We start from the raw sequence: 12,608 nt of genomic DNA, 5'->3' as shown, positions 1-12,608 counted from the left end.
AAATCGTTATGAAATTTAGAAACCATTTAATTATTGTTTTGCTACTCCCTTTGCAGTTGTTAGCCTTTCAAAAAACTAACATTACTACACCTAAATCAATTGACTCACTGCTTAGCAGCTACCACAAAAAAAATGAGTTTAACGGAAACATCTTGGTAGTAAAAAACAATACCATTTTGCTGCAAAAATCTTATGGTTACGCCACGGCCAATAAGAAAGATTTACTTACCGAGACTTACCGTTTTAACATTGGTTCTATTTACAAAGAATTCCCTGCAGCGGCTATTATGCAGTTAAGAGAACAGCACCAATTAAAAGTTACTGATACCATTAGCAAATACTTAAAAAATTTACCTGAATGGAGTAACCAAATTACTATAGCCCAGCTACTTAATTATAGTACTGGTCTACCACAAATTCCATGGGGGCGTTTTTTTCAGCAGGGCACAGAAATCAATGAAACCAACTTAATGAGTTTTATTAAAAATGAGGCTACGTTACAATTTAAACCAGGAACCGATTACCTATACACCAATTGCAGTCCTATCTTACTAAACCGCATTGTAACCAGCATTGCAGGAGAAGACTTTGACAGCTATGTAAAGAATCATCTTTTCACACCATACAACTTAAACGGAGCAGTAATTCCAGCAAAATTCCCGTATTCCGATAGTAAAAATATGGCCGAACCTTTTAACGCTAATTTTGAAGCTGACCGTTTTAAAATGAATTATCCTTACATATTGTTCAGCTTAACCACTACCGATTTATATCAATGGTTCCGTCAACTAGATAATGAAAAAATCATCAATAAACAGTCATTACAATTACTATCTCAACCAGCCAATACCCAATTAGCCTTGGGTAGTACCAAGTGGGAAGGAAACACGCTTGTGAAACATCAACATCATGGGTCGGCACAAAACTTTGAATCGTTAGCAACCCACTATTTAGAAGACGACGTATACATTATACTTGCCACCAATCAAAAAAATGGAAACTTACACGTGTTAACAGAAACTATAAAAACCTTATTGGACAGTCAACAATAAATACTCTTTGGATTTAATCTAAAAGGCAATAACATTATTAAAGCTGCATTCTACGAGCAAATTTAAAAGCACTCCCCCAATAGCCTTCTTGGATAGAAGATATAATAACGCCTCTCGAAGTGGTACTATGAATAAATTTCACATCGTTTGGAGAGGCTTCTATAACCATGGCAACATGATTAATTTTTCGCCCTTTACCGGTAATAAAAAATAACAAATCACCTGGTAAAACATCTTTGATAGAAACTGATTTTCCTTCTTCTGAAAGCAAATAAGAAGAACGTTGCACCGCAATATTCTGACTTAAAAATGAAGTGTATACTAAACCAGAACAATCCATCCCTTTATCCGTTGTTCCACCATATTTATATCGGGTACCTAGATAACCTAATGCCTCGTTAATAATATTATCTATTACTAGAAGTTCTGTAGTAGTACGTTCACCCTTTGCCTCTCCTCTACCTTTTACAGTTTTCCCGGTATTAGCGCCCACCGTAACAGAGTATGGTGTATTGTCAGGTGCATTGGTAGAAGTTGTTACTGTTGTATTTGTGTTGTGCGTTTGCTTATAGCTTTTAGATGTCTTTATAGTTTTAGAAGACGAGCAACTGGTAACAACACATGCACCAAGGAGTACAAAAAGTAATTTTTTCATGTAGGTTTGTTAGTTATTGGGGTTTAAAAATATTAAATCTAAGTGATTTTTGAAAATATCAATTGGGCTGTCTTTTTACTAGCGCCCTTACCACCCAATTTCTTTTCAAGTTCATAATAATCTAGGAAAACTTTTTCTCTGTACTCAGGATCTAATATTTTCTTCAATTCTTTGGTAAGATTAGCTGTGTTTAAATCGCCCTGAATTAATTCTTTCACCACCTCTTTATCCATAATAAGGTTTACCAAAGAAATATAACTCAAGGTAATTACACGTTTTGCTATATGGTAAGATAGCCAACTACTTTTATAGCACACCACCTCTGGCACTTTAAACAAAGCCGTTTCTAAAGTAGCCGTACCACTAGTAACCAAAGCCGCTTCTGCAATACTAAGTAAGTCATACGTTTTGCCTGTTACAAAATGTACATTAGCATTGCCTATAAACTGCTCATAAAACGCAGGTTCTTGTCCAGGTGCACCCGCAATTACAAACTGATATGCTTTAAAATCGTTGATAACACTAAGCATTACTGAAAGCTTTTTAGTAATCTCTTGTTTACGGCTACCTGGTAATAAAGCAATTACTGGTTTATCATCTAACCCATTTTCTTTTCTAAAAACAGCAGGGTCTACTTGTTTTCTATTACTAATAGCATCAATAAGCGGATGCCCAACAAAATGTACTGGAAACTGATGCTTCTTTTCGTAAAACTCTTTCTCAAAAGGAAGAATTACATACATTTCGTCTACATCTCTTTTAATAGCTTTTATTCTATTTTCTTTCCAAGCCCAAATTTGTGGAGAAATATAGTAATGCGTACGGAACCCTTTTACCTTAGCCCACTCCATAATTCTAAAATTGAACCCAGGGTAGTCTACAAAAATAATTACATCGGGCTGGTAAGCTTCTATATCCTTTTTACAAAATTTAATATTTCCTAAAATAGTTTTAAGGTTTACTGCAACTTCTACAAACCCCATAAAGGCAAGGTCTCGGTAATGCTTTACCAAAGTACCGCCCACTTGTTGCATTAAATCGCCTCCCCAAAATCTAAAATCAGCATTGGCATCTTCAGCCACTAATTCTTTCATTAAGTTAGACGCATGTAAATCGCCCGAAGCCTCCCCGGCAATAATGTAATATTTCATAACTATAAAATATAGTGTTCAATAAAGGTTAGTAAGGTCATAAAAATGGTAGCCAAAATAACACCTCTGGCACGGTAATCTCTTTTTATTTTTAAAAACCCAAAGAAAGCCAATACATTTACAACAGCCCCTAAAGCAATTACTTTAGATAAATTTCCTTGACTTCTAGACCTTGTAATGGTTTCTTCTATTCCCGTATGGTAAATAGCGTATACCACTAAACAGTATAACAATACCCCAAACACATTGGCTATAATACCTACTATAAAACCAATAAAAACTTCTTTCTTAATCATTGAGTCCCCAAGTATTTAAACGTTGAATAGCATGGTGTGCAGTTAAATCAAACTGTACTGGTACTACAGAAATATAGTTGTTAGCCAATGCCCACTCATCGGTATCTTCTCCTTTATCTTCATTCACAAACTTTCCGGTAAGCCAATAATAATTTCTTCCTTGCGGATTGGTACGCTTGTCAAACTCTTCCTTCCAGTATGCTTTTGCTTGTCGGCATATTTTAATACCTTTTATATCTTCTTTTTTAAGTTTCGGTATATTTACATTCAGCACCACATCGCTAGGCATTCCTTTTTTAAGTACTGTTTCTGCAATACGCTTAATGTATTCTTCTGCCTGTCCAAAATCTGCTTCCCAATTGTAATCTAATAACGAGAACCCTATAGCAGGAATCCCCTCTATACCAGCCTCTACCGCTGCACTCATAGTACCACTATAGATAACATTGATAGATGAGTTAGCGCCATGGTTAATACCACTAACACACAAATCTGGTTTACGGTTTAGCAACTCATTTACAGCAAGCTTCACACAATCTACAGGAGTACCACTACAACTATATTCAATTTGCATACCATCATCTATGGTTAACGGGCTACAATACAATGTAGAGTTGATAGTAATAGCGTGCCCCATGCCACTTTGCGGACTATCTGGTGCTACCACTACCACATCTCCCAACTGGTTCATAATTTCTATTAACTTACGAATTCCTGGTGCGGTAATTCCATCATCATTGGTTACCAATATCAATGGTCTTTCTTGTGCTTCCATGTAAAAGGTCTAATTTTAATTACAAAAGTAAGTAAATATAGATTGTTTTTTAATGTATCTGGTGTTTCAAAACTAAAGCCCTGATTTTCTTTTAACAATTACGTTATGTTTTGTGGTTTAACAAAAAATTAGTAGCGCAATGTACTACTGGCATGGTTTTTTATGTAATTTCGAAGAATCTATAAAAATTGTTGTAGATTACGAAGTAATATTTTTTTAACAGAACACACGGAAGAATGAAAAAGAACTTGTATTACCTGCTATTTGCCGTTTTAATTTCGGCGGCATCTTGTAGCTTTACAGCAACGTCGTTTGAAAATGAAAATTCAGATAAGGATAAACTACTCATAGAGCTGATATCATATGTTTTAGAAAAAGGTCATTATAGCCCTAAAGACATTAACGATTCGTTTTCGGCAGATGTTTATGATAATTATATCATGAACTTAGACCCTCAAAAACGTTACTTTTTACAAAGTGATATTGATGAGTTTGATGCCTATCGTGATCAGCTTGATGATGAAATTAAAAGTTATAGCCTGGATTTCTTTAACCTAACTCACGACCGTTTGTTAGCTAGAATGGAAGAAGCGAAAGGAATTTATAAAGAAATTTTAGATAAACCTTTTGACTTTACCGTTAATGAAACCATTAATGTAGACTATGAAGAGCTACCATATGCTAAAAATGAAAAAGAGCTAAAAGAGCGTTGGAGAAAAATTTTAAAATTTTCTACCATCACTAGTTATGCTGGTAGATTAGACAACAAAGAAGCTGCTCTAAAAGCTATTGAAGAAGGCAAAGATGACGTAGATGAGGAAACCATTGCAGAAGCAGGAAAATCTGCTGAAGAAAATGAAAAAGAAGCGAGAGAATCTACCCTTAAAAATTTAGATGACTACTTTGATATTCTAAACGATTTTGAACGTAAAGACTGGTTTTCTATCTACTTAAATGCAATTGTAGAAGAATTTGACCCACATACATTTTATTTTGCACCAGAAGACAAAGAAAAATTTGATACTCGTATGAGTGGTAAATTTGAAGGTATTGGGGCAAGACTACAAAAGAAAAGAGATAACATTACCATTATTGAGGTTATTTCTGGTGGACCTGTATGGAAAGAGCAATCGTTAGAAGTAGGAGACGAAATTCTGAAAGTTGCACAAGGAGACGAAGCTCCTGTAGATGTAGTAGGCATGCGTATTGATGATGCCGTAAAATTAATTAAAGGCCCTAAAGGTACCGAGGTTAAATTAACGGTTAAACGTGTAGATGGTACTATAGAGGTTGTTTCTATTATTAGAGATGAAGTTGTTTTAGAAGAGAGTTACGCTAAAACAGCCTTAATTAAGAAAGACAAAAGAAAATTTGGTATCGTAAACCTTCCACAATTTTATGTAGATTTTGACGACTATAAGAACAGCAGAAACGCTGCTTCTGATATGGCTAAAGAAATTGAGCGTTTAAAAGCTGAAGGTATGGAAGGTCTTATTATTGACCTTAGAGATAACGGAGGTGGATCTCTTAAAACCGTGGTAGACATGGCAGGTTTATTTATTAAAGATGGCCCTGTAGTACAAGTAAAAGCTACCAACGGAAGAAGAGAAGTTTTAAAAGACAAAGATTCTTCTGTACAATGGGATGGTCCGTTAGTTATTTTAGTAAATGAATTATCTGCTTCGGCTTCTGAAATTTTAGCTGCTGCTATGCAAGATTATCAACGTGCTATTATTATTGGTAGTAAACAAACTTATGGTAAAGGTACCGTACAAAATATTTACGACTTAAATCAGTTTTTCAAAAACAATACCTTAGGAGATTTAGGAGCTTTAAAGGTTACTACCCAGAAGTTCTACCGTATTAACGGAGAATCTACCCAATTAGAAGGTGTGAAAAGTGATGTAGTAGTACCAGACAGATATAGCTATATTGAAGTAGGTGAAAAAGACCAACGCAACCCATTACCATACGATAAAATTGCTCCGGCAACCTACGATGTTTGGGAAGGTTATATAGATTATGACCAAACTATTGCTAACAGCAAAAAACGTATGGCTAACAATGAGCAATTAGCATTAATTGATACCAACGCTAAATGGATAAGAGAGCAGCAAGACGATAACGAGTTTCCGTTAAGCTATAAAGCTTACCTTGCGGAAATTGAAAAAGATGAGAATTTTGCTAAACAGTTTGATGTTTTAAAAGATTACAAATCTGACTTAACATTTAACGCATTACCATACGAGCAAAAAGAATTTGAAACCGACGAAGAACTGAAAGAGAAAAGAGAACGTTGGTACACAAGCATGACGAAAGATGTTTACATTGACGAGGCTGTAAATGTATTAGAAGATTTACATGTATCGTTTGGTAAAAAAAATAAATTAGCCCGTAACGCACAATAAGTTACCCTTTATGAGTAGTGCACAGGGTTCATTAACAACATTGGCGCTCCAAAAGTTTAAAAAGAACTTTTGGGGCGTTTTTAGTTTGACTATTGTAGTGCTATGCGGACTTATAGCAGTGTTTGCGTATGCACTGGCACCAGACAATTCTGAGAATGCCAACCAAATGCATTTGTCCATTCACTCTAAAAAACCAGGGTTTAGTGTACAGATGCTTACCTTACCTACACAAAAACCCGTAGAAGAATCGTTTTTAAAAACCGCCTTTTTTGGCAAGCAAAACGGAAGTACCGAAATACCTATAAACACCTACCGTTTTACCAAAGATAGCCTGTATTATACCGAATATAACCCAGAAGCTACCCAAGCCTTAGAAAAAGCAACGGCTTTACAAACCACCTTTAGTACTACCAACACCAAAAACATTGAAGAAACTTATATTAAACAACAAACCTTTTTACTAGGTACCGACAAATATGGACGCGATTTACTAAGCCGACTTTTAATTGGTACCAGAATATCGTTTTCTATAGGGTTTGTGGCTGTGTTTATATCGTTATTAGTGGGCGTAAGCTTAGGAAGTATTGCCGGATATTTTGGTGGTAAGGTAGATGCTTTTATTATGTGGCTTATTAATGTAACCTGGAGCATCCCTACCCTGTTATTGGTTATTGGTATTACCCTAGCTTTAGGCAAAGGCTTTTGGCAAGTATTTATAGCCGTAGGGCTTACCATGTGGGTAGAAGTTGCCCGTGTGGTACGTGGGCAAATGGTAAGTGCCAAACAAATGCAATACATTACCGCAGCAAAGGCGTTGGGCTATGGCCACGCCCGCATTATAACCAAACACATACTACCTAATATATTGGCACCGGTAATAGTAATATCGGCAGCTAATTTTGCAGCAGCCATTTTAGTAGAAAGCGGACTTAGCTTTTTAGGTATTGGCGCACAACCCCCTATACCTAGTTGGGGTGCTATGATTAAAGATCATTACAACTACATTATACTAGGCAAAGCCTATTTAGCCCTAATACCCGGTATTGCTATTATGACACTGGTAATGGCTTTTATGCTAGTGGGCAACGCCCTAAGAGATGCTTTTGACGTGAAGAATTAAAAGTCTCCTACTTTAACCGTCATGCTGAACTTGATTCAGCATCGCACAAGTAACTCACGTACAGATTAACTTACTCAGATGAGACCCTGAATCAAGTTCAGGGTGACGTTAGTTTCCATTTTGTTAATTAAGGATATCAGTAATAATTACAATCAAAATATACAGATCTTCATAAACAAAACACTGAATCTTGAAAACATCTTATGTATACATAATAACTAACAAATACAGAACTACTCTCTATGTTGGAGTAACAAGTAATCTAAACGAAAGAATAAGCAAACATATAAATGGGATTGGAAGTAAATTCTCATCTAAATACACTTTAACAGATCTCATCTATTATGAAGAATTCACTAATATAAAACTTGCTATTGCACGGGAAAAACAATTAAAAAATTGGCGTAGAGACTGGAAAGTCAATCTTATTAAGAAACAAAACCCTAAAATGAAAAGAATTGAAATCTTTTAATATTTCAAACTCGTCATGCTGAACTTGATTCAGCATCGCACAGGTAGCTTAAATACTGATTAGATTACTCGAATGAGACCTTGAATCAAGTTCAAGGTGACTAAACTATGCAATACAAACAAATACCAAAACGTCATGCTGAACTTGATTCAGCATCTCAAAAGTAGCTCACGTACTAATTAGCTTACTATGATGAGACCCTGAATCAAGTTCAGGGTGACGAAACATTGCAATACAAACAAATACCAAACTCGTCATGCTGAACTCGATTCAGCATCGCACAAGTAGCTCACGTACAGATTAGATTACTCGAATGAGACCCTGAATCAAGTTCAGGGTGACGAAACATTGTGATACTAACAAACACCAGAAAACCCCGTCAGTTCGGGTGAATTTCGATAGACATTTGTTGTATTGAGAATAGGAAGTTTTCACGGTATTATCCAATCTTTAAGGGTTAAAGAGTTCTCATAGAAATAAAAAAATGCCGTACTTTGCAGTAACAAATACCTTAATTGTTTCATTTTTTAAATGCTAAGAAGTTATGGATACCCTTGTAAACAAAGAGAATTTTAGAGGTATTTTAAGTATGTTGTCACTGGTCTAATTTTGTAGGCTATTCACAACTAATTCACTTTTGAAATTTTTCAACTTTCCGTTGTAACTGGTCTAATTTTGTAGGCTATTCACAACTCACATTAGCAGATGAACTACCCAATGTCTGTTGTAACTGGTCTAATTTTGTAGGCTATTCACAACTAACTGCATCGTTAGGATTAACAGGCGTTGGTTGTCACTGGTCTAATTTTGTAGACTATTCACAACAATCAATTCGCCCTTGCTGTTATATACACCGTTGTAACTGGTCTAATTTTGTAGGCTATTCACAACAATCAATTCGCCCTTGCTGTTATATACACCGTTGTAACTAGTCTAATTTTGTAGGCTATTCACAACTAAAGCTCTAACCTCATTACGGTTATAGATGTTGTAACTGGTCTAATTTTGTAGGCTATTCACAACAAAAAAAGGCGTAGCTGTTTAGCGCAGCTACGCCTTTTATTTTTTACACACTACGTTACTTCTATAAAAAGTTAGTATCTTTAAGATTCGTACAGTTGGTAACTGCTGTAGTAATTACAGCCTCCTACAGTTACTAACGGTAGCTAAAACAAAAAACTACTATGGAACATACTACCCAGCCTATTGGAAAAGGCATTTATTATACGCATACCAGCATTACCGATAAGCATTATTTTGCAGGTTTTTTAAACTTAGCGCAAAATAATATAGATGCTGTTTTTACAGCTTTTGAGGAACGTTTTAACCCTAAAAATAAAGGAGACCAAAAACAGAAAAATTATATAAGAGCATTTGACCTTTATTTTACCGAACAAAAAACCATTACCGATTATGAAATTGGGGTTGATTTTTTAAAACAACACCTACCAATGGTGCAGTACCTGTACTTACCTATAGACCATGAAAAGTTTGCTAAAAAAGGAAATAGAGATCAATTACGTAGAGCACATTTTAAAAACAGTATGCTTACCTTTTTAAGCACTATAGAAAGTTTACGTAATTTCTACACCCATCATTACCATGCACCTATACACATAAACCCCGATGTATATGACCTTTTAGATGAACTGTTTTTAAAAACCATTGCTGACGTGAAAAAGTACAAGGTAAAATCGGACGGCTCTAGACATTTGCTTAAAAAGGAATTGGGTAAGGAATTAGAAACCCTTGAAACACTAAAACTAGCTACGTTAAAAGAACAGAAAGCAAAAGGGGAAAAAGTAAACCTAGAACCCTTGGCTATTAAAAACGGGGTACTAAACGATGCCTTTTGGCACCTTACGTATAAAGATGGTGTGAATGCCAATTACCAATCGGCTTACAATAGAGACACGCCTGCCGAAAACGGCATTGCTATTTCTGAAAGCGGATTGCTGTTTTTGCTAGGGTTGTTTTTAACCCGCAAACAAGGAGAAGATTTGCGTAGTAACATTAGAGGGTTTAAAGGCAAAGTAGTTAAAAATGAAGATAAAGAAATTGACCGAAACAATAATAGCTTAAAATACATGGCTACCCATTGGGTGTTTAGGCATTTAAGCTTTAAAGGGGTTAAAAACAGGTTAACCACAGGATTCTCTCAAGAGACACTTTTGGTACAAATTATAGATGAGTTAAGCAAAGTACCCGATGCTTTATACCAAACCTTTACACAAGCACAAAAAGACCAATTTGTAGAGGATATAAACCAATACATTACAGAAGGGAAAAAGATACATAATTTAGAGGACGCTACGGTAATACATCCGGTAATTAGAAAACGATACGAAAACAAATTTGCCTATTTTGTATTGCGCTACTTAGATGAATTTGCCAATTTCCCTACCCTAAAATTTCAACTACATTTAGGGAATTACGTGCACGATGCCCGTACCAAAAAAATTGAGGGCACCAAGTATAGTACAGAACGGGTTATTAAAGAAAAAATAAAAGTGTTTGGCAAGCTATCGGAGGTAACCAATTTAAAAACCGACTATTTTTTAAAAGACCAAGCGCCCGCAGATACCGGTTGGGAACTGTTTCCTAATCCGTCATATAACTTTGTAGCAGATAATATTCCGGTATTTATTGATTTAAGTAAAAGCGATGTTTCAGGAGCAAAAGAACTCTATATAAACCTATCAAAAGCAAGAGGTTTAGAGACTAAAACTTATAGCAAAAGAAAAGAGGACAAACCTACCAAACAGCAGATTGCAGGTTTTATAGATAAAGACCTAAAACCAAAAAGTTATAAGTCTATTGCAATGGGAATGCCCACTGCCATGCTTTCGCTTAACGAGCTCCCTGCTTTGTTATATGATTTATTGGTACACAAAAAAACAGGAGAAGAAATTGAAACCATCTTAGTAAAAAAACTGATAGAACGGCATGAGACCATTCGTAATTACAAAACTACTGATGCACTTTCTTCTTCCGAGATTACCAAAAACTTACGCAGAGCCAAGGCACAAGAAACCATAGACACCAACAAGCTAATAGCTGCTATACAAACCGAAATAGACGTTACCCAAGAAAAACTAACTCTTATTGATAATAATACGAAAGCGTTTAAAGACTATAGAAACACAAGAAAAGTAATTTTCACCAATCGGGAATTGGGACAGGAAGCCACCTGGCTAGCAGAAGACCTTAAACGGTTTATGCCGCCATCTGGCCGAAGTCAGTGGAAAGGGTATCACCATAGTCAGTTACAGGAATTATTAGCCTATTACCAGCAAAAACCTAAAGAAGCGTTACATCTGCTAGAGCAATTTTGGAATTTTAAACAAGACCAACATACATGGAGCGCAGGTATTTACACAGCATTTGAACAGCGTTTCTTTGATACTTTTTATAGAGCCTACCTCAGCAACCGACAAAAAACATTGAACGCTCTGCTAACCCAAATACAAGGCTTTAAAAATGAAAACAAACGCTTAAAACAGTTTGTAAAGCAACAACACCTTTGGGATATTTTCTATAAACGCCTGTATACTATTGACAGTTTAGAAAATCAGAAAAACAAATTACTGGCAAAACCTTTGGTATTTCCGAGAGGTATTTTTGATGCCAAACCCACTTACATACGTGGGGTACACATTGCCGATAACCCAGAACAGTATGCTGACTGGTACAGTCATTTTTACCATCATACCAATTACCAACGTTTTTATAGCTACCCAAGAGATTACCAAGATGTTTTTCTAACCCAAGACGACCCTAATTTTAAGTCTTTCAAGCAAAAGCAAGACCTTAAAATTAAAAAAACACAAATTCAAGATGTCTTTTTGCTATTAATAGCCAATGCTTTATGTAAAGAAAGTTTTGGATCTGCTGCCCATATAACGCTAGCGCAATTGTACTTAACACAAGAAGAACGCTTAGCGGAAGAAAAGAAAGCCAGAGAACAAAGCCAGCGCGAAGTGGGAGACAAAAGCGACAATGTTATAAAGTCCAATTTTGTATGGAGCATGACGGTTCCGTATGAGCATGGACAAATAAAAGAACCTGCGGTTAAGATTAAAGAACTAGGTAAATTTAAAAAGTATCTGCAAGACGAAAAAGTACAAACACTATTATCTTATGATACCTCCAAATATTATGAAAAAACAGCACTAGAAGAAGAACTAGAAATAAAAGACTATTCGTATGAGGTAATCCGCAGGAATATATTATTCAAAGAAATTCAAGAGTTTGAACAATGGATTTTACAAAAATGGGGCTTTAACGGTACAAACCACCCAACCGAATTAGAACAGGATGGCAACCCTAATTTCAAAAAATATCTGTCTCAAGGTATTTTAAAAAAATATAAGCTTGCAAACGAGGAGGAAGTTACTTGGTTGGACAACGATGAAAAACACTCTTTCAAAAAAATAAGTATTTCAGAAGTCGAAAGTAAATCAACCCTTGTTCAGAAAATGTTTTTAATAATACTTATTCGAAACAAATTTGCACACAATCAACTTCCTAAAAAAGAGTTCTATCATCTTATAAAAGCATTTGTACAGGAAAGTAATTTAGAATCCTATAGTGCAGTAATTCTTTCCTTTGTTCAACAAAGTATTACGGAGCTAAAGGAAACGGTAAATGCTCAGTTAGTACAATCAAACTAAACCCTG

Annotated in this window: 9 protein-coding genes; 5 read left to right on the top strand and 4 right to left on the bottom strand. The window is 35.5% G+C overall.

The features are described 5' to 3' along the window. Positions 1 to 8: 8 nt before the first annotated feature. On the top strand, positions 9 to 1,052 hold the full coding sequence (locus Y10_RS05365) for a serine hydrolase domain-containing protein (RefSeq protein WP_281764334.1): 1,044 nt from the start codon (positions 9 to 11) through the stop codon (positions 1,050 to 1,052). A gap of 37 nt (positions 1,053 to 1,089) precedes the next feature. On the opposite strand, the gene Y10_RS05360 is transcribed toward Y10_RS05365, so the two are convergent. From Y10_RS05360 to surE, 4 genes are read right to left on the bottom strand one after another with little or no spacing between them, the layout of a single operon-like run. Then, positions 1,090 to 1,707: a C40 family peptidase gene (locus Y10_RS05360; protein ID WP_281764333.1), complete on the bottom strand. Its 618-nt coding sequence runs from the start codon at positions 1,705 to 1,707 to the stop codon at positions 1,090 to 1,092. Between the two features lie 38 nt (positions 1,708 to 1,745). Then, complete coding sequence (gene lpxB / locus Y10_RS05355; protein WP_281764332.1) at positions 1,746 to 2,858, bottom strand: lipid-A-disaccharide synthase; 1,113 nt, start codon at positions 2,856 to 2,858, stop codon at positions 1,746 to 1,748. A gap of 2 nt (positions 2,859 to 2,860) precedes the next feature. Beyond that, positions 2,861 to 3,154: a hypothetical protein gene (locus Y10_RS05350; protein ID WP_281764331.1), complete on the bottom strand. Its 294-nt coding sequence runs from the start codon at positions 3,152 to 3,154 to the stop codon at positions 2,861 to 2,863. Continuing rightward, positions 3,147 to 3,929, bottom strand: a complete 783-nt coding sequence (gene surE, locus Y10_RS05345; RefSeq protein WP_281764330.1) for a 5'/3'-nucleotidase SurE — start codon at positions 3,927 to 3,929, stop codon at positions 3,147 to 3,149. Before surE ends, Y10_RS05350 begins: the two co-directional genes overlap by 8 nt. Positions 3,930 to 4,165: 236 nt before the next feature. Here surE and Y10_RS05340 point away from each other — a divergent pair, with 236 nt between their 5' ends. The 4 genes from Y10_RS05340 to cas13b all read left to right on the top strand — a co-directional run bounded on the left by Y10_RS05340 (position 4,166) and on the right by cas13b (position 12,602). Then, positions 4,166 to 6,337: a carboxy terminal-processing peptidase gene (locus tag Y10_RS05340; protein ID WP_281764329.1), complete on the top strand. Its 2,172-nt coding sequence runs from the start codon at positions 4,166 to 4,168 to the stop codon at positions 6,335 to 6,337. A gap of 10 nt (positions 6,338 to 6,347) precedes the next feature. Further along, complete coding sequence (locus Y10_RS05335; RefSeq protein WP_281764328.1) at positions 6,348 to 7,457, top strand: ABC transporter permease; 1,110 nt, start codon at positions 6,348 to 6,350, stop codon at positions 7,455 to 7,457. 190 nt (positions 7,458 to 7,647) lie between these two features. Beyond that, positions 7,648 to 7,929: a GIY-YIG nuclease family protein gene (locus Y10_RS05330; protein ID WP_281764327.1), complete on the top strand. Its 282-nt coding sequence runs from the start codon at positions 7,648 to 7,650 to the stop codon at positions 7,927 to 7,929. Between the two features lie 1,184 nt (positions 7,930 to 9,113). After that, positions 9,114 to 12,602: a type VI-B CRISPR-associated RNA-guided ribonuclease Cas13b gene (gene cas13b / locus Y10_RS05325; RefSeq protein ID WP_281764326.1), complete on the top strand. Its 3,489-nt coding sequence runs from the start codon at positions 9,114 to 9,116 to the stop codon at positions 12,600 to 12,602. Positions 12,603 to 12,608: the final 6 nt, after the last annotated feature.

Origin of the sequence: Neptunitalea lumnitzerae (genome assembly GCF_027924185.1) — a bacterium.
In the GTDB taxonomy this organism is placed as follows: Bacteria; Bacteroidota; Bacteroidia; order Flavobacteriales; family Flavobacteriaceae; genus Neptunitalea; species Neptunitalea lumnitzerae.
Note: the sequence above shows the minus strand (reverse complement) of the source record. Positions and strands in the feature narration are given on the sequence as shown.

Coding starts and splice junctions, on each gene's coding strand:
- Y10_RS05365 (WP_281764334.1), top strand. CDS start 9: ATGAAATTTAGAAACCATTTAATTATTGTTTTGCTACTCCCTTTGCAG.
- Y10_RS05360 (WP_281764333.1), bottom strand. CDS start 1,707: ATGAAAAAATTACTTTTTGTACTCCTTGGTGCATGTGTTGTTACCAGT.
- lpxB (WP_281764332.1), bottom strand. CDS start 2,858: ATGAAATATTACATTATTGCCGGGGAGGCTTCGGGCGATTTACATGCG.
- Y10_RS05350 (WP_281764331.1), bottom strand. CDS start 3,154: ATGATTAAGAAAGAAGTTTTTATTGGTTTTATAGTAGGTATTATAGCC.
- surE (WP_281764330.1), bottom strand. CDS start 3,929: ATGGAAGCACAAGAAAGACCATTGATATTGGTAACCAATGATGATGGA.
- Y10_RS05340 (WP_281764329.1), top strand. CDS start 4,166: ATGAAAAAGAACTTGTATTACCTGCTATTTGCCGTTTTAATTTCGGCG.
- Y10_RS05335 (WP_281764328.1), top strand. CDS start 6,348: ATGAGTAGTGCACAGGGTTCATTAACAACATTGGCGCTCCAAAAGTTT.
- cas13b (WP_281764326.1), top strand. CDS start 9,114: ATGGAACATACTACCCAGCCTATTGGAAAAGGCATTTATTATACGCAT.